Source organism: uncultured Sphingomonas sp. (assembly GCF_913774285.1).
In the GTDB taxonomy this organism is placed as follows: Bacteria; Pseudomonadota; Alphaproteobacteria; order Sphingomonadales; family Sphingomonadaceae; genus Sphingomonas.
Map to the genome: position 1 here is coordinate 199,336 of NZ_CAJYHX010000006.1, position 19,470 is coordinate 218,805.

Genomic DNA, 19,470 nt, shown 5'->3' on the forward strand with positions numbered 1-19,470 from the left:
CGAGCGGGGCGTGCGGATCAAGCGGGTTCAGCGGTCTTTTGCAGCTCGGCCGCGGCTGCGTCGTCGAGCGCCCAGGCGCGCTGGTACGCCTCGCGGCTCTGCACGCGCTCGATATAGGCGAGGAACGAGTCACGCTTGGGCAGCATGCCGAACATCACCGTCCAGCCGATCTGCGAGCCGAGATAGACGTCCGCCGCGGTAAAGCGGTCGCCGGTCGCGTAGGGCCGCGACGAGAGCAGCCCGTCGAGCACGTCGACCACCAGGTCGTAATTGCCATAGCCGAACATGCGCGACTGCTCGCCCGAATCGAACTTGGCGAAATGGTTGGTCGTCGCCTGCTCCACCGGGCCCGCCGCGTAGAACAGCCAGCGATAATAGTCGGCACGCTCTTCCGGAAGCGGCGTCAGCCCTGCCGCAGGGAAGGCTTCGGCCAGATAGGCGCAGATCGCCGCGCATTCGGTGACCACCTTGCCGCCATGGACGATCGCCGGCACCTTCCCCATCGGGTTGATCGCCAGATAGGTCTCGCCCTTCATCGTCGAGGCGTAATCGAGCACCTCGACGCGGTAGGTGGCGCCCACTTCCTCGAGCATCCAGCGCGCGATGCGGCCCCGCGATTGCGGGTTGGTATAGAGAATCAGTTCGTCCGTCATGGCCCCGTACCCCTGTTGCTCCCGACTCAATCAGCCGGGAACAAGAAGGGAACACGAAACCGCCAGCGGGTCAACCGATCACAGGCTGGCGAAGGTCGCGAGCAGGCGATCCCAAGCGCGGTCGGCCTGGGCGGCGTTGTAGACACGGCTGTCCGGCGGACACCAGCCGTGCATCGTGCCGGCATAGACCTCGATCTCCGCCGGAACCTTCGCGGCGGCAAAGGCGGCGCGCAGCGCGTCCTTGTCGCCGGGGGCGCGAGCATCGTCATTCCCGGCGATGGCGAACAGGTAGCGACCCTGCAGCTGCGGCGCGAGCTTGTGCGGGCTGTCGGCCGCGTCGGTGACCAGCGGCGCGCCGTGGAAGCTGCCCCCGGCCTTTACTCGCCCCGGCAGCGCGACGGCGGTGCGGACGACGAAGGGCCCGCCCATGCAATAGCCGGTGCTGCCCATCCCGCGCCTGGTATCCACTTCGGGTTGCGCGTCGAGGAATGCCGCGAACGTCGTCGCGTCGGCGGCGATCGCCGCGGGGGTGAGCGGTTCGCGCCACGGCATGATCATCGCGCGCACCTCGGGCTGGTCGAAGGACTGGCCCGGCTTGAGGAAGGGCGCCCTGGTCGAGCGGTAGAACTGGTTGACGGTCAGCACCGCATAGCCCGATTGCGCCAGCCGATCGGCCATCTGCCGGAACGCCGGGCGCAGGCCCATGATGTCGGGCCAGACCAGCACGGCGGGGTGCTTGCCGCTGGTCGGCGCGACGAAATAGGCGTCGGCGGTGCCGTCCGCGGTCGGAATCGTGACGTCGCGGCCCTTGACCGCCGCGGCATTGGCGGGGCTGGGCAGGATCGCCATCAGGCCTGTCGCGGCGGCGGCGGCGGTGAAGCCGCGGCGGGTCAGGCCGCCCAGGGCGCGGTCGTTGTCGGCTGCGGTATGTTCGTCACACATGGCGATCCTCCTCCTTTTGGGGGCTCTTTGACCCGACTCACCCTCACCCTCCCACTGCCTGCGGCAGCGGGCCCCTCCCTCTCCCGCAGGCGGGAGAGGGCGAAAGCTCTGATACCTCAGCCCACCGCCCCCGCAAAGCTGCCCCGAGAAGCAGAACGGGCCCCGGCGCTGCATGCGCCGGGGCCCGCTCGTTCACGCCCGGGAAGGCGAAATCAATGCTTGAACAGGCTTTCCGCGGTATGCTCGATCGGTGCGGCCTCCTGCGCCTCGGGCACGTGGCTCGCGGCATAGCGCTCGGCGCGGAGCTGCTCGATCAGCGCCTCGCGGTCGCCCTCCAGGCGGGTGTCGGTCGGCGCCTCGATGCCGGCGGCCTTGGCGGCCTTCGCCACCAGCGCATCGAGCTCGCGCTGCGAGCACAGGCCGAGCGTCACCGGGTCCTTCGGCACGATGTTGCCGATGTTCCAGTGGGTACGGTCGCGGATTGCGGCGATGGTGGTGCGGGTGGTGCCGATCAGCTTGCCGATCGCGCCGTCCGACACTTCCGGATGGTTGCGCAGGATCCAGGCGATGCCGTCCGGCTTGTCCTGGCGCTTCGAGACCGGCGTGTAGCGCGGGCCCTTGGTGCGGCGGACCTGCTCGGGGCCCTTCTGCATCTTGAGCACGTAATTGGGGTTCGCCTGCCCCTTCTCGATCTCGTCCATCGTTAGCTCGTGCGCACGCACCGGATCGCGGCCGGTGAGCTTGGTCGCGGCGGTATCGTCGGCGATCGCCTGCACTTCGAGGATGTGGAGACCGCAGAACTCGGCGATCTGCTCGAACGACAGCGACGTGTTGTCGACCAGCCAGGAAGCGGTCGCGTGCGGCATCAGCGGCTGGGCCACGGTGGATCTCCGGAACTTGAAACAATAAGGGCCGCCCATCACGGGCGGCCACACATGGTCTTGATGTAGGGGAGCTTGCCCGCAGGAGCAAGCGTTTCCGCAATTCAGGCGGCGGCCTTCTCGCAGCCGATCGGGACCAGCGCGGTGAGGAACTGGTGCGCGCTCGCCTCCCAGGTGAAACTGCGGCCATAGGCGGCGCAGGCCATGCGGTCGAGCGTCAGCGCCTTTTCGATCGCCGTACCCAGGTCCTCGTCCATCGCGCCGCTCTCGGGCGTCAGCACGTCGACCGGGCCGGTGACCGGATAGGCGGCGACCGGCGTGCCGCAGGCCAGCGCCTCGATCATCACCAGCCCGAAAGTATCGGTGCGGCTGGGGAAGACGAACACGTCCGCCGCGGCATAGGCGCTGGCGAGATCGGTGCCGAACTGCGCGCCGAGAAACAGCGCGTCCGGGTATTTCGCCTCCAGCATCGCGCGCGCCGGACCGTCGCCCACCACCACCTTGGTGCCAGGCCGATCGACGCTCAGGAACGCCTCGAGATTCTTCTCCACCGCCACCCGACCGACATAGAGCATCACCGGTCCCGACAGCGCCGCCATGCGCGGGTGCGGCGCAAGCCCGGGATGGAAATTGGCAAGGTCGACCCCTCGCCCCCAATGGCGCACCTGCGGCAGACCGTGATCGACCAGCGACTGGCGGATCGACGCGGTGGAGGCGAGGATCGTCGCGCTGGGGGTGTGGAACCAGCGGATATAGCGCCAGATCCATTCCGCCGGCACGCCCGAGCGCGCCGAGACGTAATCGGGAAACTGGGTGTGATAGGCAGTGGTGAAAGGCCGCTTCTGGCGCAGGCACCAGCGCCGCGCGGCGACGCAGAGCGGCCCTTCGGTGGCCAGGTGGATCGCGTTGGGGGCGAATTCCTCGAGCATCGCGCCCACCGCCGCGACGCTGGTGATCGCCAGCCGGATCTCCGGATAGGTCGGGCAGGGCAGCGAATAGAATTTGTCGGGAGAGACCACCAGCACCTGATGCCCCTGGCTCTCCAGCACCCGCCGCACCGACTGGAGCGTGCGGACGACGCCGTTGACCTGGGGCTCCCAGGCATCGGTCACGATCGCGATACGCACGGCCTCGATCTCCGCCGCTGCCGTCACGCCGCCGCCAGTCTGGCCTCGGACTCCGGCTGCGACTCGCGCGCTGCCATCTCGTCGGCCCAGTGGAGAATTTCCATGGACCCGTCGTAATGCTCCACCAGCGCTGTGCAACCCTCTACCCAATCGCCGTCGTTATAATATTCGATGCCGTCGATCGGCCGGATCTCGGCCTTGTGGATGTGCCCGGCGATGACGCCGTCGACGCCGCGCGTGCCGGCTTCGCGCGCGACGATTTCCTCGAACTTGGAGATGAAGGACACCGCGTTCTTCACCTTCTGCTTGGCGTATTTGGACAGCGACCAATAGGGCAGGCCCATCCAGCGCCGCACCGCATTAAGCCAGCGGTTGAGCGTCATCATTATTTCGTACGCGGCGTCGCCCAGATGGGCGAGCCAGCGGTGCGACATGGTGATCGCGTCGAATTCGTCGCCGTGGAGCACCAGCAGGCGGCGGCCATCCGCGGTGGTGTGGACCGCCTGGCGCTTGATCTGCACGCCGCCAAAGTCGAGCCCTGTGAACTGGCGGAACATCTCGTCATGGTTGCCCGGAATATAGACGATCTCGGTACCGCGCTTTGCGCGCTTGAGCACCCGCCAGACAATGTCGTTGTGCGTCGCCGGCCAGTACAGCCGCTTCTTCATCGCCCAGCCGTCGATGATGTCGCCCACCAGATACATGATTTCGCTGTCGACATGGTCGAGAAAGTCGATCAGCATTTCGGCGTTGCAGCCGCGCGTGCCGAGATGGACATCGGAAATCCAGATTGCGCGATATTTGCGCCGCGTACCGATCGGTCGTTCCGGAATCGTGGGAGTCGTCGCGTGGAAGTCCGCGAGACCCGCGACGTCAAACGAAAGCCTGGTGATCGTGGCCATGCCCAAGTTCCCGTGCAGCTGCCCTGTACCGGGACTCGCCTATGCCGCGGCATTGTTACAAATCGAATCCCTCGGATTTCACCGGACTGTCATAGTCGCGGCTGTGGGGTAGGCCGACGATACAATTCGAGGTAGCCATCGCCACGCAGCGGCGACCGCCTCTACAATGCGCCCGGGGAGGACGAACGCATGCCCGTGCAAAAGCTGCGCGCGATCACGTGCGAGATCTTGGCGATGACGGAGGCGATCCTCCACGCCGCCGAGCCGCCAATCGACCCGCCGCGCCTGGCCGAGCTGCGCAAGAAGGTCGCGCTGGCACACAACACCCTCTTTGCCGAGCAGGAACGCGCGTTGCTCCAGCCGCTTCGCCAAAGCGGCAACCCGGCCCTGATGGCGATCGCCCGGAGTTGTATCGACCGCGATCTGGAAGGACGGCAGATGGGGCTGGAGCATTACCAGCGCTGGCCGCTCGCCCGCATATTGGAAGACCCCTTTGGCTATCGCGCCGACGTCCGTCGCGTACTGGATTGGATGGGCACACGCACGCTCTACGCCGAGCAGACCGCCTATCCCGCACTCGTTGGACTCATTTCGTCGCTAAAACGACCAGCTGCCTGAAACGCCGCTAGAATGGCGTCATGCCATTCCAATCGTTGTTCGCCGCCACGCAAGATCTCACCGACGCCGCCAAGGCGCTCTCCCAGCTAGACCCCCGACCGACCGCCATCGCGCTCAACGCGGCGCGCGAGCGTCTTCTCGATGCGATGCGCGTCCACACCCTCGTCAAGGACAGGCTGCTGCTCGCCACGCTGCGCGAGAGCGACGATTGCGCGCACCAGGCGATGGCGCGCCGCACCACCGAGCAGGATCTGGAGTGGCGGCAGCGAACGCTCGACCATTGCGCCGCCTGGACGCTCCGCAAGATTCTCGCCGATCCGCATGGCCATCGCGCCGCCGCGCAGCGCCTGCTGCGGCTCTGCGAGCGCCGCGCCGCGCACCAGGAGCAGCTGCTGCTGCCGATGGCCGAGGAAGCGCTGGAGCAGCGCCCCCTCGCCGCCTGATCAGGCGTGCTGGTTGCCGATCGTCAGCACGATCTTGCCGACATGCTCGCCCGCTTCCATCCGGCGGTGCGCGGCGGGCGCCTCGGCCAGCGGGAAGCTGCGGTCGATGATCGGCCTGAGCTTGCCCTCGGCAACGAGCGGCCAGACATGACGCCGCAGCTCGTCCGCCAGCAGCGACTTGAACTCGACCGAGCGCGGCCGCAGCGTCGATCCGGTCAGCGTCAGCCGGCGGCGCATCACATCCCACACCGGAATGGTAGCAGTCGCCCCGCCCTGCACCGCGATCGAGACGTGGCGGCCATCCTCGGCGAGGCACTGGAGGTTGCGCGCGACATAGTCGCCGCCGACCATGTCGATCACGATCTCCACGCCCTTGCCGCTGGTGAAGCGCTTCACTTCCTCGACGAAATCCTGCGTCCTGTAGTTGATCGCCAGATCGGCGCCGAGCTTGCGCGCCGCCGCGCACTTTTCGTCCGATCCGGCGGTAACCAGGATCGTCAGCCCGAACAGCTTGGCCAGCGCGATCGCCATCGTGCCGATGCCGCTGGTGCCGCCATGGACCAGCACGCTCTCGCCCGGCTGCGCCCAGCCACGATCGAACAGGTTCGACCAGACGGTGAACAGGGTCTCGGGCAGCGCCGCCGCTTCGACGAGGCTCAGCCCTTCGGGCACCTCGAGGCACTGGCCAGCCGGTGCCACGGCGTATTCAGCATAGGCCCCGCCCGCGATCAGCGCGCAGACCTGCTTGCCCATCAACGACTCGTCGGCGCCTTCACCCAGGGCCACCACTGTACCGGCGATCTCCATGCCAAGGATCGAGGGCGCGCCCGGCGGCGGCGGATATTTGCCTTGCCGCTGCAGCACTTCCGGCCGGTTCACACCGGCCGCCGCGACTCGCACCAGCACCTCGCCCTTGCCCGGCTGGGGCACGGGTCGCTCGACGGGGACAAGGACTTCGGGGCCGCCTGGCGCATCGGGGTCGATGGCCAGCATCATTTCGGCTGCGATCATTCGGTTCGTCGCTTTTTGGCCTAAGGGGAACTTCGGGGCCTTATTGACATCGACCTCCCCAGGGTCAACGTTTCCTCGCATGGACGCCGACGAAAATCTTCCGCGTCGATCCGACGATCTCGCGGTGCAGCTGGCAAAGCAGGACCTCGCCCCCTTTTCGGTGGCCGAACTAGAGGCCCGAATCCGGCTGCTCGAAACCGAGATCGTCCGATGTCGAGAAAAGATTCAACGCGCCGTTCACCATCGTGCAAGCGCTGACGCTCTATTTAAGAGATGAGCGTCAAGGCACCGGAATTCGGGCGATACGCCACGAACCTCCGGTGCGGGGCCGCAGCGCTTGATGCGGGGCCTGCCACTCCCGACATAGGGGAAGACGGGCTCAGCACCCTTTCGGCCCGACTGGAGTTGTATCCGAATGCCTAGTTTCGCCTCCGCTCTCGAAGCCACCCTCCACAAGGCGCTCGAGGCTGCGTCCTCGCGCCGGCACGAATATGCGACGCTCGAGCATCTCCTGCTCGCGCTGATCGACGACGAACACGCCTCGAAGGTAATGGGCGCGTGCGGGGTGGACCTGGGCGAACTGAAGACCACCGTCGCGCACTATCTCGATACCGAGCTGGAAGCGCTGAAGGTGGACAATGCCACCGATCCTTCCCCCACCAGCGGGTTCCAGCGCGTCGTCCAGCGCGCGATCCTGCACGTCCAGTCCTCGGGCCGCGACGAAGTGACCGGCGCCAACGTGCTGGTCGCGCTGTTCAGCGAGCGCGAGAGCTATGCGGTCTATTTCCTGCAGCAGCAGGACATGAGCCGGCTCGATGCCGTCAGCTTCATCAGCCACGGCGTCGGCAAGGGCGGTACCACGCCCACCGAGGCGAGCACCCCCAAGGGCGCTGCCGAGGAAGACAAGTCGAACAAGCAGGAGGCGAAGACGGGCAAGGGTGAGAGCGCGCTCAAGCAGTTCACCGTCGACCTCAACGAGAAGGCGAAGATCGGCAAGGTCGATCCGCTGATCGGCCGCGCGTCCGAGGTTGACCGCACCGTCCAGATCCTCTGCCGGCGCAGCAAGAACAACCCGCTGTACGTGGGCGATCCCGGCGTCGGCAAGACCGCCATCGCCGAGGGCCTGGCGCGCAAGATCGTCGAGGGCGAAGTGCCGGACGTCCTCAAGGACGCCGTGATCTACTCGCTCGACATGGGCGCGTTGCTCGCCGGCACCCGCTACCGCGGCGACTTCGAGGAGCGGCTCAAGCAGGTCGTCTCGGAGCTCGAGAAGCTGCCGCACGCGGTGCTGTTCATCGACGAGATCCACACCGTGATCGGTGCGGGTGCGACCAGCGGCGGCGCGATGGACGCGTCGAACCTGCTCAAGCCGGCGCTGTCGGGCGGCTCGATCCGCTGCATCGGCTCGACCACCTACAAGGAATTCCGCAACCACTTCGAGAAGGACCGCGCGCTGCTTCGCCGATTCCAGAAGATCGACGTCAACGAGCCGTCGGTCGAGGATACGGTGAAGATCCTGGCCGGCCTGCGCTCGGCGTTCGAGCAGCACCATTCGGTGAAGTACACGCCGGACGCGATCAAGTCGGCGGTGGAGCTGTCGGCACGCTACATCAACGACCGCAAGCTGCCGGACAAGGCGATCGACGTGATCGACGAAGTCGGCGCGATGCAGATGCTGGTGGCGCCGTCCAAGCGCAAGAAGGTCATCACCCCCAAGGAGATCGAGCAGGTCATCGCGACCATGGCGCGCATCCCACCGAAGACCGTCTCGTCGGACGACACCAAGGTGCTCGCCAATATCGAGCAGGATCTGAAGCGCGTCGTGTTCGGCCAGGACAAGGCGATCGAGGTCCTGTCCTCGGCGATCAAGCTGAGCCGTGCGGGCCTGCGCGATCCGGACAAGCCGATCGGCAACTATCTGTTCTCGGGCCCCACCGGCGTCGGCAAGACCGAGGTGGCGAAGCAGCTTGCCAACCTGCTCGGCATCCCGCTTCAGCGCTTCGACATGTCCGAGTATATGGAACGCCACTCGGTCAGCCGGCTGATCGGTGCCCCTCCGGGCTATGTCGGCTATGACCAGGGCGGCCTGCTGACCGACGCGGTCGACCAGAACCCGCATTCGGTGCTGCTGCTCGACGAGATCGAGAAGGCGCATCCGGACCTGTTCAACATCCTCTTGCAGGTGATGGACAACGGCAAGCTGACCGACCACCACGGCAAGACCGTCGACTTCCGCAACACCATCCTCATCCTGACCACCAATGCCGGTGCGTCGGACATGGCGAAGGAAAGCGTGGGCTTCGGCGAACTCAGCCGCGAGGACGTGCAGGAAGAGGCGGTGAAGAACCTGTTCACCCCCGAATTCCGCAACCGCCTCGATGCGATCGTGCCGTTCGGCTATCTGCCGCCGGAAGTCGTCGCCCGCGTGGTCGACAAGTTCGTGCTCCAGCTGGAACTGCAGCTCACCGATCGCGGCGTTCACATCCATCTGGATGAGGAAGCCAAGGCGTGGCTCACCAAGCGCGGCTATGACAAGCTGTACGGCGCGCGCCCGATGGGCCGCCTGATGCAGGAGAAGATCAAGCAGCCGCTCGCCGAGGAGCTGCTGTTCGGCAAGCTCGTCCATGGCGGCGAGGTGAACGTGAAGCTGAAGGACAATGCGCTGGCGTTCGAGATCGTGCCGGCCGCACCGAAGAAGCCCAAGAAGGGCAAGAAGGAAGCGCCGGCGGACGTCTGAGCCTTCCAGCTTCGGGAAACAGCATCGGCCCGGGGGAGCGATCCCCCGGGCCGATTGCGTTGTTGGTGGAGCGAACGAGAGGGGCTAGGCTCCCGCCCCGCGCACACGAGGCGTGCAAAAAGAGGGAAGATCATGACTGCCGTCGCGCTGTTTGCCGCGCTGCTCGCCACCGCAGACCCGTCCGGCGCCGATCCACTCACGGCCGAAATCAGCGCGCTCGATGCGACAGTTTTCGACGCCTATAATCGCTGCGACCTGCCGGCCTTTTCCGGCTATTTCGACCCCAAGGTCGCCTTCTACCACGACAATGGCGGCGCGACCTTCGACCGCGAAGCGATGGTCGACGGCGTGCGCAAGTATATCTGCGGCAAGGTCCGGCGCGAGCGGATCGCGGCCTCGTTCCGCGTCTCTCCGATCAAGGACTATGGCGCGATCGAGGAAGGCGAGCACCGCTTTTGCGAGCTGGCGAGCGGACGCTGCGAAGGCATCGCCAAGTTCGTGATGGTCTGGGCAAAGCAGAACGGCCGGTGGCGGATCACCACCGTGCTGAGCTACGGCCACCGCGCGGCGACGCCGGAAGAGCAGCGGGACGCCTCCGGCGGATAGTCTTGACATCGTTCACCGTCAGGCCTGAGCGTCGCCGGAGCGACTAAGCCTCGGGCGACTCCCCGCGATCAGCGCTGCCGCTGGCCGACGCGCTCGGCGACGAGTTCGGGACGATCGCAGCGCACATCGCGCACGACCGGCCGATAGGCATTGGCAAGCGGCTCCTCCCCCAGCGATCGCAGGCTGGCAGAAGCATCAGCCGGCGCGCGCACCGACTGGATGCTGGCATTCTCGCAGCGCGTTGCGGGCGCTTTTGCCCCAGCCTCGACCGCCGCAGCAGCCGGAACATCCTCCCCCGTGATCGACAGCAGCAACAGGACCAGCAACATGGCAACCTCCCGACGCGCCTCGCCTCCCCCGGCGAGCTACGCGCCAGCATAACAGCCAGCAAGGCCGCTGCCTATCGCCCGCGTTCGGCGAGCTTGCGCTCCCAGGCGAGCGCGTCGCGGACGATCTCGCCGAGATCGGCATGTTTCGGCCGCCAGGGCAGCGCCGCGAGAATGGCGCTGTTGTCGGCCACCAGCGCATCGGGATCGCCGGCACGGCGACCCTCCAGCTTGCGCGCGATGGTCATGTTCGTCACCCGGTCGACCGCGTCGAGCACCTCCAGCACCGAAAAGCCGCGGCCATAGCCGCAGTTCATCGTGTGGCTCTCCTCCGGCCGCGCGATCAGCAGGTCGAGCGCATCGACATGCGCGGCGGCGAGATCGCTGACGTGGATGTAATCCCGCACGCCGGTGCCGTCCGGCGTCGCGAAATCGGTGCCGAACACCGAGACATGCTCGCGCTTGCCGGTCGCCGCTTCGACCGCGACCTTGATCAGGTGCGTGGCCCCCGCAGTCGACTGGCCGCTCCGTCCCTTGGGATCGGCCCCCGCGACGTTGAAATAGCGCAGCGCGCAATAGTTGAGCGGATGCGCCGCGGCAACGTCCTTCAGCATGATCTCGGTCATCAGCTTGGACATGCCGTAGGGGTTGATCGGCTGCTTGGGCGCATCCTCGCGGATCGGCACCTGGTCGGGGATGCCATAGGTCGCCGCGGTCGAGGAGAAGATGAAGTGGCGCACGCCTTCCGCCACCACGCTCTCGATCAGCGCGCGGCTGGCGACGGTGTTGTTGCGGTAATATTTGAGCGGGTCGGTCACCGATTCCGGCACCACCACCGATCCGGCGAAGTGCATCACCGCGATCACGCCGTGCTGGCGGATCGCGCCGCGCACCGCATCGGCATCGTCGATGTTCGCCACCACCAAAGTCGCGCGCGGATCCACCGCCCAGTCGAACCCCGTGACCAGATTGTCGACCACCACCACGCGCCAGCCCGCGTCCAGCAAGGCCAGCACCGCATGGCTGCCGATATAGCCTGCCCCGCCCGTCACCAGCACCGCACCGTCGCGCATCACGTCATCCTCTTTGTTCCGCACCGGCTCCACCCTATCTTGGGCGCACAAGCAAGGAGTTCCTGAGACATGACCATTGTAACGGCGACGCTCGCCGGCGGTTGCTTCTGGTGCACGGAAGCCGTGTTCAACGACGTGATCGGCGTGCAGGGCGTCGAGAGCGGCTATATCGGCGGCACCAAGGAAAACCCGACCTACAAGGAGGTCTGCACCGGCGACACCGGCCATGCCGAGGCGATCCGGGTGAGCTTCGACACCGACGTGGTGAGCTATGGCGAGATCCTCGACATCTTCCTCGCCACCCATGACCCGACCCAGCTCAACCGCCAGGGCAACGACATCGGCACCCAGTACCGCTCGGCGATCTTCCCGCATTCGGCGGAGCAGGAGCGCGAGGCGCTGGACGCGATCGAGCGCGCCCGCCCCGATTGGCCGCAACCGATCGTCACCGCGATCGAGCCGCTGGGCCAGTGGTGGCCGGCCGAGGACTATCACCAGGAATATTGGCAGGGCGACGGCCAGCGGAACCCCTATTGCCTGGCGGTGATCCCGCCCAAGCTCCGCAAGCTGCGCAAGAGCTTCGCCAACCGCACCAAAGAGGGCGCAGCCGCATAAGGCCGCGCCCTCCCACGGGGGTGTTCGAGACCGCGGCCGGCTTGCGAAGGCCGGCCGCGGAACGAAGGCGCGCGGGGCTGCGGGGGCAACTCGGCGCCATTCGGGTTCCGCTCTCGTCCGCTGACCCGAGCGCCACACGCGCGGCCCGATAGTTGGGCGACGGCGGCGCGGACGATCGTCCAGCAGTTGCCGCGTCGCTCGTCTTTGTTGCGCAAGCTATACGACGCGCCGGAACCTAGACCCTTCGCACCCGCTGTAAAGGCAAGATCGTATACAGCCTACCCGAAATGGGAATTACAGCTAAAGTTATCCAGTTTGGTTCAATATTGCAGAAGACAAACGATTGGTCGATCTGCCTTACTGGCCAGGTCAGTCCAGTTCGGTTAACTTCGTCTTTGCCGTCGCGACAGCCAGCGGCGGTATGAGTTGATCGTATACCCTCCAGATCCGGGCCTGGATCATACCCGGCATTAGTCTGACAAACCACGGCGGCGATCAGGTTCGCGGATGCGCCGCCCGCGCCAGCCGGTCCCGAATGGCCAGCCCGAGCCCGTGCGAGGGCACTGGCGCCACGGCGATCCCCGACCGATCGGAAGCATCCGCCCGATGCAGCGCATCGAAGAGACGCGCGGCTGCTTCGCGGAGGTCCCCCGCGGCGGAAAGCGTATCGTCACCCGCGATCGCGCCGAAGCCGATCAGCCATTCCCCCGCCCCCGCCCGCTCGGCGTCCAGCCGTACCGGCTTTGCGGGAGCGTAATGACTCGCGAGCTGGCCAGGCGCGGTGATCGCACCCGGCGTCGCCCCGCTGCCATAACCGGGCAGCTGCTCGGCGGTGATCGGCCCCGGCCGCAGGATGCGCCGCGTGCCCGGCTCGACGATGGTCGACTCGATCCCCGCGCTGGTAGCGCCGTCGTCGATCACCAGCGGGATGCGACCGGCCAGGCTCGCAGCGACATGGGCAGCACGGGTCGGGCTGATGCCGCCGCTCGCATTGGCCGAGGGCGCGGCGAGCGGGCGGCCGCTCGCACGGATCAACCCCTGCATCGCGCGGTGGTCGGGCATGCGCAGCGCCACGGTGGGCAAACCGGCGGTGACAAGGCTGGCCACCGGCGAGCCCTCCGCCAGCGGCAGCACCATGGTCAGCGGCCCCGGCCAGAAGCGCGCCGCCAGCGCGAGCGCCTCTTCGTCGAACCGCGCGATCGTCTGCGCCTGGGCGATGTCCGCCACATGCACGATCAGCGGGTTGAACGAGGGGCGCCCCTTGGCCGCGTAAATCCCCGCCACCGCATCCGAATCGGTCGCGTCGGCGGCGAGCCCGTAGACGGTTTCGGTCGGCACTGCGACGCATTGACGTGCGCGAATCAGCGCTGCCGCGTCGCCGAGCGCGGCCTCGCCGTAGGGTAAGATGCGCGGATTTGCTGGGGTCACGCGGAAGGCGCTATATTGCCCACAACAAGATCACAAGAGAGAGGCCTGATGTTCACCCCCGCCACCGCCGAGCAGCGTTTCGTGCTCGACCATATCGTCCGCCTGTCCGAGATCAGCGAAGAGGCCAAGCCCGACCTGCTCGACGCCGTGCTCGAGGGCGCCGGCCAGTTCGCCGCCGGCGAATGGGCGCCGCTCGAACGGCTGGGCGACACCGAAGGCGCGCGCTGGACCGACCGGGGCGTGACGATGCCGGAGGGCTTCGCCGCGGCGTACCGCGCCTATGTCGAGGGCGGCTGGGGCACGATCGGCTCGCCCGCCGAGCATGGCGGCCAGGGGCTTCCGGTGAGCCTGTCGGTCGCAGTGCTGGAGACACTGGGTACCGCGAATATGGGCTTCTGCCTCTGCCCAGTGCTGACCGTCGGCGCGGTCGAGGCGCTGCACCACCACGGCTCGCCCGAACAGCAGGCGCAGTATCTGCCGAAACTCGCCACCGGCGAATGGACCGGCACGATGAACCTCACCGAGCCGCAGGCGGGATCGGATGTCGGCGCGGTGAAGACCAAGGCCGAGCCGACCGGCGACGGCAAGTGGAAGATCAAGGGTACCAAGATCTACATCTCGTTCGGCGACCACGACATGGCCGACAATATCGTCCATCTCGTGCTGGCCCGCACCCCGGGCGCGCCGGCGGGCACCAAGGGGCTGTCGCTGTTCCTCGTGCCCAAATACCGGCTGAACGCCGACGGCACGCCGGGCGATTTCAACGACATCAAGGTCGTCTCGATCGAGCACAAGATGGGCCTGCACGCCTCGCCCACCTGCGTGCTGAGCTTCGGCGACAACGACGACTGTATCGGCGAGCTGATCGGCCCGGAGCTGGGCGGCATCCGCGCGATGTTCACGATGATGAACAATGCGCGGCTCAACGTCGGCCTGCAGGGCGTGCAGGTCGCCGAGCGTGCCACCCAGCGCGCGGTCGCCTATGCCCGCGAGCGGGTGCAGGGCTATCGCGGCGGCGCACCGACGGCGATCATCGAGCACCCGGACGTGCGCCGCATGCTGCTGCGGATGAAGGCGCAGACCCAGGCGGCGCGCGCGCTGGTCTATTACGCCTTCGGCCAGCTCGATCGCGGCCGCGCCGGCGATGCGGAGGCGGACAAGCGCGTCGAACTACTGACCCCGCTCGCCAAGGCGCACGCAACCGATCTCGGCAACGAAGTGGCGAGCCTGGGCGTGCAGGTCCATGGCGGCATGGGGTATATCGAGGAGACCGGCGCCGCCCAGCATTTCCGCGACGCGCGGATCACCCCGATCTACGAAGGCACCAACGGCATCCAGGCCGCCGACCTGGTCGGCCGCAAGCTGAGCATGGACAATGGCGCGACCCTGCTCGGCCTGCTCGCGGACATGCGTGCCGAGGCCGAGGATGCCGGCCTGCGGTCGCTGATCGACGCATGCGAGGAGGTCGGCCGCAACCTGCTGGGCAGCGATACCGACGACCGGCTGGCGGCGAGCTATCCGTTCCTGACGATGCTGTCGGTCGCGGTCTGCGGCTGGCTGATGGAGAAGAGCGGGCGGCTGGCGGCGGAGAGCGACGGCGAGCCGGGCTTCCTCAAGATGAAGCAGGCCGCGGCACGCTTCTATGTCGAGCAGATCGTGCCCGAAGCCCTCGGCCTGCGCGCAGCGGCGATGGCGAAGGCGGCGGTACTGTATGCGGTGGAGGCGGAGGCGTTCGCGGCGTGAGGGGAGCGGTGTAAAATCCTCCCCCGCCAGGGGGAGGTGGCCCGCGCAGCGGATCGGAGGGGAAGGTACGCGACGCACTCGCTTACAACGCCCCCAGATCCCCCACCGCATCCTTGTCCAGCCACGTCCCCGCCTCGGGCAGCGGATATTTCAGCCCCGTCGCGCAGTTGAACAGCACGGTCCGCTCCTCGGGATCGACCAGCCCGTCCCGCATCGCCTGCCGGTACGCCGCCAGCGTCGCCCCGCCCTCGGGGCAGAGCAGCAGCCCATCCTTGCGCGCGCAGTCCTCCACCGCCTGGAGGATCGCCGGATCGCCCACCGCCAGCGCCCGCCCACCGGACTCGCGCACCGCGCGCAGGATCAGGAAGTCGCCCACCGCGCGCGGCACGCGGATTCCCGCCGCCACCGTCGCGGCATTCTCCCAGCGCTCGGCATGTTCCGAGCCCGCCTCGTAGGCGCGGACGATCGGCGCGCAGCCCGAGGCCTGCACCGCGTACATGCGCGGCCGCTTCGATCCGATCCAGCCGAGCCGCTCCAGCTCGTCGAACGCCTTCCACATCCCGATCAGCCCGGTGCCGCCGCCGGTGGGGTAGAAGATCGCATCGGGCAGTTCCCAGCCGCACTGTGCGGCGAGCTCCAGCCCCATCGTCTTCTTGCCCTCGATCCGGTAGGGCTCCTTGAGCGTCGAGATGTCGAACCAGCGCCCCTCGGCCGCCCCCCGCCCGACGATCGCGCCGCATTCGTCGATCTGGCCGTTGACCCGGTAGACCCGCGCGCCCTGCGCGGCGATTTCGCGGACATTCACTTCCGGCGTCTCCTCCGGGCAGAGGATCACCGTCTCGATGCCGCAGCGCGCGGCATAGGCGGCGAGCGCCGCGCCGGCATTGCCGTTGGTCGGCATCGCGATGCGGGTGACGCCCAGCTCGCGCGCCATGCTCACCGCCATCACCAGCCCGCGCGCCTTGAACGAGCCTGTCGGCAGCCGGCCTTCGTCCTTGACGATCGCGCCCGGACCGCCGGACTTGGGAATGGCGATCAGCGGCGTCTCGATCTCGCCCAGCGAGACGATATTCTCTGCCCGGCGCACGGGCAGCAGCTCGCGCCACCGCCACAGATCGGTCGGTCGTGCTTCCAGCGCGTCGCGGGTCAGCGCCCCGCCCACCCCCGCCAGATCATAGCGCACCAGTAGCGGCCGCCCGACGCGCGAGAGCCCGTGCAACTGGTCCGCCGCATAGGTCTCGCCCGTCATCGAGCATTCGAGATGGGTGACGAAGCTTGGCCGCTCGGCCGTGAGATTGTCCTGCATGGGCGGCAGCTTAACGCAAGGCGCGGCCAGCGGAAGCCACCCCGCCCCACCAAATCGTCATTCCGGCGAAAGCCGGAATCCATTCGCCACTTGGCCGGGGGAAAGAACCGGACCGCACAGGCCAATGGATCCCGGCCTCCGCCGGGATGACGGCGGATGGGAGGTCGCGCTCGTCAGGCCATGTCGAGCACGATCCGCCCTTCGATTTCGCCTTTGCGCATCCGGTCGAACACGCTGTTGACGTTCTCCAGGCGCTCGGTCGCCACGGTCGCATGGACCTTGCCCTGCCCGGCAAAGTCGAGCGCCTCCTGCAGGTCCAGCCGGGTGCCGACGATCGAGCCGCGCACGGTGATGCCGTTGAGCACCGTGTCGAAGATCGAGAGCGGGAAGTCCCCCGGCGGCAGGCCGTTGAGCGACACGGTGCCGCCGCGCCCGACCATGCCCAGCGCCTGCTGGAACGCCTTGGTGGAGACCGCGGTCACCAGCACCCCCCGCGCGCCGCCGACCGCCTTCTTGACGAACGCCGCCGGATCCTCGTGCCGCGCGTTCACCGTCAGTTCGGCGCCCAGCTTCCTTGCCAACGCCAGCTTCTCGTCATCGATGTCGACCGCGATGACGTTCAGCCCCATCGCCTTGGCATATTGCACCGCCATGTGCCCGAGCCCGCCGATCCCGGAAATCGCCACCCAGTCGCCCGGCTTGGTGTCGGTGACCTTGAGGCCCTTGTAGACCGTCACTCCTGCGCACAGCACCGGCGCGATTTCGACGAAGCCGACCTTGTCGGGCAGGATGCCGACATAGTTGGGGTCGGCCAGCACATAATCGGCAAAGCCGCCGTTGACCGAGTACCCCGTGTTCTGCTGGCTCTCGCACAGCGTCTCCCAGCCGCCCAGGCAGTGCATGCAATGACCGCAGGCGGTGTAGAGCCAGGGGACGCCCACCCGGTCGCCCTCCTTCACATGGGTGACGCCCGCCCCCACCGCGGCGACATGGCCGACGCCTTCATGGCCGGGGATGAAGGGCGGCTTGGGCTTCACGGGCCAGTCGCCCTCGGCGGCATGGAGATCGGTGTGGCACACGCCGCTCGCCGCGATCTTCACCAGGATCTGGCCGGGGCCGACCTGCGGCACCGCCACTTCCTCGATCACCAGCGGCTTGCCGAATTCACGGACGACGGCGGCTTTCATGGTCTTGAGCATGGGGCTCCCCTCCGGTTTCTCAGAACAGGCCGCGCGCGGCGGTGTCGTAGCTGACCAGCAGGTTCTTGGTCTGCTGATAATGGTCGAGCATCATCTTGTGCGTCTCGCGCCCGAAGCCCGACTCCTTGTACCCGCCAAAGGCCGCATGCGCGGGATAGACATGGTAGCAATTGGTCCAGACGCGCCCGGCCTCGATCGCACGGCCAATTTCGTAGGCATGGGTGCCGTTGCGGCTCCATACCCCGCCGCCCAGGCCGTAGACGGTGTCGTTGGCGATCTCGATCGCCTCTTCCACGGTCTTGAAGGTGGTGACGGAGAGGACGGGTCCGAAGATCTCCTCCTGGAAGATCCGCATCTTGTTGTGGCCGACGAACACGGTCGGTTCGACGAAATAGCCCTGGTCAAGCTCGCCGCCGGGCAGCGCCCGCTTGCCGCCGGTCACGCACTCGGCCAGCTCGCTGCGGCCGATGTCGATATAGCCGAGGATCTTGTGGAGCTGGTCCTCGGAGGCCTGCGGCCCCATCTGGGTGGCAGGATCGAGCGGATCGCCGACCCTGATCGCCCCGACGCGCTTCACCGCACGCTCCATGAACTTCTCGAAGATCGATTCCTGCACCAGCGCGCGGCTCGGGCAGGTGCACACTTCGCCCTTGTTGAAGGCGAACAGCGCGAAGCCCTCCAGCGCCTTGTCGAGGAAGGCGTCGTCCTCCTGCATCACGTCGGCGAGGAAGATGTTGGGCGATTTGCCGCCCAGCTCCATCGTTTGCGGGATAAGGTGCTCGGCAGCATATTGCATGATCTGGCGGCCGGTGGTGGTCTCGCCGGTGAAGCTCACCTTGCCGATCCGCGGATTGGCGGCAATCGCCCGGCCGACCGAGGCGCCCGGCCCGGTGACGATGTTGACCACGCCCGGCGGCAGGATGTCCGCGGTCAGCTCGGCGAAGAGCAGCAGGCTGAGCGGGGTTTGCGAGGCGGGCTTGATCACCGTGCAATTGCCCGCCGCCAGCGCCGGCGCGATCTTCCACGCCGCCATCAGCAGCGGGAAGTTCCACGGGATGATCTGGCCGACCACGCCGATCGGCTCCTTGAAGTGATAGGCGATGGTCTTCGCGTCGATCGTCGAGATCGTGCCTTCGGCGGCGCGAACGCAGCCCGCGAAATAGCGGAAATGGTCGATCGCCAGCGGCACGTCGGCGCCGCGGGTCTCGCGGATCGGCTTGCCGTTATCCATCGTCTCGGCGAGCGCGAGCAGCTCCAGATTTGCCTCGAGCCGATCGGCGACGCGGTTGAGGATCAGCGCGCGCTCCTGCGGCGACACGGCGGCCCAGCGCACCCGTGCGGCATGCGCGGCATCGAGCGCCGCCTCCACATCGGCGGGCGTGGACTGGGCGATCTCGGCCAGCGGCCTGGTGTTGATCGGGCTGTGATCAGTGAACCAGCGGCCCTCGACGGGATCCACCCAGCGGCCGCCGATGAAATTGCCATAGCGGGCGGGCTGGTGCCCTTGCGTCCGCATGGTCTGGATTGCCTGCTCGAACATCGCTTCCTCCATCCGAAACCCTGTCGGCGGGAGGCATGCGCCCGGAGCTACGAAAACCCTATTCGGAGAGGTGCTTAGGGGAAGTACCCAATGGCGGCGCAGCGGCTTCTTCGCCAGCCGCCTCGCCCTGCTCGCGGCGCTTCTGGAGGGACTCGGTGGCCTGGGCCTTGGCTGGGTCAAACAGATGCCCGAAGGCGAGACCGAGCATCAGCGCAGCGCCGCCCATACGCCCTTTCGCCTGGCGCCGGCCCAGCCGCACCAGCAGCGGGATCGTGGCAATCACCACCAGCATGACACCGAGCGTGACGAGCAGGTGCATC

20 protein-coding genes are annotated in these 19,470 nt (G+C 67.3%); 7 read left to right on the top strand and 13 right to left on the bottom strand.

Translation table 11 applies throughout. From position 1 onward, the window contains the following. Positions 1-17 precede the first annotated feature (17 nt). The 5 genes from QZ670_RS02740 to QZ670_RS02760 form a co-directional block, all read right to left on the bottom strand. Positions 18-653 carry a glutathione S-transferase family protein gene (locus tag QZ670_RS02740; protein WP_294251817.1) on the bottom strand — a complete coding sequence of 212 codons (636 nt, stop codon included), beginning with the start codon at positions 651-653 and terminating at the stop codon, positions 18-20. 78 nt (positions 654-731) lie between these two features. Next, positions 732-1,595 (bottom strand): dienelactone hydrolase family protein, encoded by an 864-nt coding sequence (locus QZ670_RS02745; RefSeq protein WP_294251823.1) that lies wholly within the window; start codon positions 1,593-1,595, stop codon positions 732-734. Positions 1,596-1,807: 212 nt separating this feature from the next. Further along, positions 1,808-2,461 (bottom strand): DUF1013 domain-containing protein, encoded by a 654-nt coding sequence (locus QZ670_RS02750; RefSeq protein WP_294251979.1) that lies wholly within the window; start codon positions 2,459-2,461, stop codon positions 1,808-1,810. A 119-nt stretch (positions 2,462-2,580) separates the two neighbouring features. Next, entirely contained in the window at positions 2,581-3,603 is a 1,023-nt protein-coding gene (locus QZ670_RS02755; protein ID WP_294251982.1) for a glycosyltransferase family 1 protein, read from the bottom strand. 23 nt (positions 3,604-3,626) lie between these two features. Continuing rightward, positions 3,627-4,505 (bottom strand): UDP-2,3-diacylglucosamine diphosphatase, encoded by an 879-nt coding sequence (locus tag QZ670_RS02760; protein WP_294251826.1) that lies wholly within the window; start codon positions 4,503-4,505, stop codon positions 3,627-3,629. A 195-nt stretch (positions 4,506-4,700) separates the two neighbouring features. Between QZ670_RS02760 and QZ670_RS02765 the strand changes: the two genes are divergently transcribed. Together QZ670_RS02765 and QZ670_RS02770 are read left to right on the top strand one after the other, a co-directional pair. Then, positions 4,701-5,123: a hypothetical protein gene (locus QZ670_RS02765; RefSeq protein WP_294251829.1), complete on the top strand. Its 423-nt coding sequence runs from the start codon at positions 4,701-4,703 to the stop codon at positions 5,121-5,123. A gap of 20 nt (positions 5,124-5,143) precedes the next feature. Then, entirely contained in the window at positions 5,144-5,566 is a 423-nt protein-coding gene (locus QZ670_RS02770) for a hypothetical protein (RefSeq protein ID WP_294251832.1), read from the top strand. Here QZ670_RS02770 and QZ670_RS02775 read toward each other — a convergent pair whose 3' ends face one another. Next, positions 5,567-6,577 carry an NAD(P)H-quinone oxidoreductase gene (locus QZ670_RS02775; protein WP_294251834.1) on the bottom strand — a complete coding sequence of 337 codons (1,011 nt, stop codon included), beginning with the start codon at positions 6,575-6,577 and terminating at the stop codon, positions 5,567-5,569. It abuts the gene before it with no gap. Positions 6,578-6,656: 79 nt separating this feature from the next. Here QZ670_RS02775 and QZ670_RS02780 point away from each other — a divergent pair, with 79 nt between their 5' ends. From QZ670_RS02780 to QZ670_RS02790, 3 genes are all read left to right on the top strand, one after another. After that, positions 6,657-6,854: a DUF1192 domain-containing protein gene (locus QZ670_RS02780; protein WP_294251837.1), complete on the top strand. Its 198-nt coding sequence runs from the start codon at positions 6,657-6,659 to the stop codon at positions 6,852-6,854. Positions 6,855-6,992: 138 nt separating this feature from the next. Continuing rightward, a complete protein-coding gene (gene clpA / locus QZ670_RS02785; protein WP_294251840.1) occupies positions 6,993-9,314 on the top strand; it encodes an ATP-dependent Clp protease ATP-binding subunit ClpA in 2,322 nt (773 codons plus the stop codon). A 132-nt stretch (positions 9,315-9,446) separates the two neighbouring features. Then, the gene (locus tag QZ670_RS02790; protein WP_294251843.1) at positions 9,447-9,920 is read left to right on the top strand and encodes a nuclear transport factor 2 family protein; all 474 of its coding nucleotides are present in this window, start codon (positions 9,447-9,449) and stop codon (positions 9,918-9,920) included. A 68-nt stretch (positions 9,921-9,988) separates the two neighbouring features. On the opposite strand, the gene QZ670_RS02795 is transcribed toward QZ670_RS02790, so the two are convergent. Together QZ670_RS02795 and galE are read right to left on the bottom strand one after the other, a co-directional pair. Continuing rightward, positions 9,989-10,249 carry a hypothetical protein gene (locus QZ670_RS02795; RefSeq protein ID WP_294251846.1) on the bottom strand — a complete coding sequence of 87 codons (261 nt, stop codon included), beginning with the start codon at positions 10,247-10,249 and terminating at the stop codon, positions 9,989-9,991. A 71-nt stretch (positions 10,250-10,320) separates the two neighbouring features. Next, positions 10,321-11,319: a UDP-glucose 4-epimerase GalE gene (gene galE / locus QZ670_RS02800; RefSeq protein ID WP_294251986.1), complete on the bottom strand. Its 999-nt coding sequence runs from the start codon at positions 11,317-11,319 to the stop codon at positions 10,321-10,323. A 69-nt stretch (positions 11,320-11,388) separates the two neighbouring features. Between galE and msrA the strand changes: the two genes are divergently transcribed. Continuing rightward, entirely contained in the window at positions 11,389-11,934 is a 546-nt protein-coding gene (gene msrA / locus QZ670_RS02805) for a peptide-methionine (S)-S-oxide reductase MsrA (RefSeq protein WP_294251850.1), read from the top strand. A gap of 495 nt (positions 11,935-12,429) precedes the next feature. On the opposite strand, the gene QZ670_RS02810 is transcribed toward msrA, so the two are convergent. After that, a complete protein-coding gene (locus QZ670_RS02810; protein WP_294251853.1) occupies positions 12,430-13,362 on the bottom strand; it encodes an L-threonylcarbamoyladenylate synthase in 933 nt (310 codons plus the stop codon). Positions 13,363-13,410: 48 nt separating this feature from the next. Here QZ670_RS02810 and QZ670_RS02815 point away from each other — a divergent pair, with 48 nt between their 5' ends. Continuing rightward, complete coding sequence (locus QZ670_RS02815) at positions 13,411-15,105, top strand: acyl-CoA dehydrogenase (RefSeq protein ID WP_294251857.1); 1,695 nt, start codon at positions 13,411-13,413, stop codon at positions 15,103-15,105. 82 nt (positions 15,106-15,187) lie between these two features. Here the strand turns inward: QZ670_RS02815 and QZ670_RS02820 are convergent, their stop codons facing one another. The 4 genes from QZ670_RS02820 to QZ670_RS02835 all read right to left on the bottom strand — a co-directional run bounded on the left by QZ670_RS02820 (position 15,188) and on the right by QZ670_RS02835 (position 19,469). Then, positions 15,188-16,411, bottom strand: a complete 1,224-nt coding sequence (locus QZ670_RS02820) for a threonine synthase (protein ID WP_294251860.1) — start codon at positions 16,409-16,411, stop codon at positions 15,188-15,190. Positions 16,412-16,584: 173 nt separating this feature from the next. Further along, positions 16,585-17,610, bottom strand: coding sequence for an alcohol dehydrogenase AdhP (gene adhP, locus QZ670_RS02825; protein WP_294251863.1), 1,026 nt, complete (start codon positions 17,608-17,610; stop codon positions 16,585-16,587). Positions 17,611-17,629: 19 nt separating this feature from the next. After that, positions 17,630-19,150: an aldehyde dehydrogenase family protein gene (locus tag QZ670_RS02830; RefSeq protein ID WP_294251865.1), complete on the bottom strand. Its 1,521-nt coding sequence runs from the start codon at positions 19,148-19,150 to the stop codon at positions 17,630-17,632. 58 nt (positions 19,151-19,208) lie between these two features. After that, positions 19,209-19,469 (bottom strand): hypothetical protein, encoded by a 261-nt coding sequence (locus QZ670_RS02835; RefSeq protein WP_294251870.1) that lies wholly within the window; start codon positions 19,467-19,469, stop codon positions 19,209-19,211. Position 19,470: the final 1 nt, after the last annotated feature.

Excerpts from the sequence above, each read along its gene's own strand:
- adhP (WP_294251863.1), bottom strand. The coding sequence starts at position 17,610 with ATGCTCAAGACCATGAAAGCCGCCGTCGTCCGTGAATTCGGCAAGCCG.
- QZ670_RS02830 (WP_294251865.1), bottom strand. The coding sequence starts at position 19,150 with ATGTTCGAGCAGGCAATCCAGACCATGCGGACGCAAGGGCACCAGCCC.
- QZ670_RS02815 (WP_294251857.1), top strand. The coding sequence starts at position 13,411 with ATGTTCACCCCCGCCACCGCCGAGCAGCGTTTCGTGCTCGACCATATC.
- QZ670_RS02835 (WP_294251870.1), bottom strand. The coding sequence starts at position 19,469 with ATGCACCTGCTCGTCACGCTCGGTGTCATGCTGGTGGTGATTGCCACG.
- QZ670_RS02770 (WP_294251832.1), top strand. The coding sequence starts at position 5,144 with ATGCCATTCCAATCGTTGTTCGCCGCCACGCAAGATCTCACCGACGCC.
- QZ670_RS02775 (WP_294251834.1), bottom strand. The coding sequence starts at position 6,577 with ATGATCGCAGCCGAAATGATGCTGGCCATCGACCCCGATGCGCCAGGC.
- clpA (WP_294251840.1), top strand. The coding sequence starts at position 6,993 with ATGCCTAGTTTCGCCTCCGCTCTCGAAGCCACCCTCCACAAGGCGCTC.
- QZ670_RS02780 (WP_294251837.1), top strand. The coding sequence starts at position 6,657 with ATGGACGCCGACGAAAATCTTCCGCGTCGATCCGACGATCTCGCGGTG.
- QZ670_RS02795 (WP_294251846.1), bottom strand. The coding sequence starts at position 10,249 with ATGTTGCTGGTCCTGTTGCTGCTGTCGATCACGGGGGAGGATGTTCCG.
- QZ670_RS02790 (WP_294251843.1), top strand. The coding sequence starts at position 9,447 with ATGACTGCCGTCGCGCTGTTTGCCGCGCTGCTCGCCACCGCAGACCCG.
- QZ670_RS02760 (WP_294251826.1), bottom strand. The coding sequence starts at position 4,505 with ATGGCCACGATCACCAGGCTTTCGTTTGACGTCGCGGGTCTCGCGGAC.
- QZ670_RS02745 (WP_294251823.1), bottom strand. The coding sequence starts at position 1,595 with ATGTGTGACGAACATACCGCAGCCGACAACGACCGCGCCCTGGGCGGC.
- msrA (WP_294251850.1), top strand. The coding sequence starts at position 11,389 with ATGACCATTGTAACGGCGACGCTCGCCGGCGGTTGCTTCTGGTGCACG.
- QZ670_RS02820 (WP_294251860.1), bottom strand. The coding sequence starts at position 16,411 with ATGCAGGACAATCTCACGGCCGAGCGGCCAAGCTTCGTCACCCATCTC.
- QZ670_RS02740 (WP_294251817.1), bottom strand. The coding sequence starts at position 653 with ATGACGGACGAACTGATTCTCTATACCAACCCGCAATCGCGGGGCCGC.
- QZ670_RS02750 (WP_294251979.1), bottom strand. The coding sequence starts at position 2,461 with ATGCCGCACGCGACCGCTTCCTGGCTGGTCGACAACACGTCGCTGTCG.
- galE (WP_294251986.1), bottom strand. The coding sequence starts at position 11,319 with ATGCGCGACGGTGCGGTGCTGGTGACGGGCGGGGCAGGCTATATCGGC.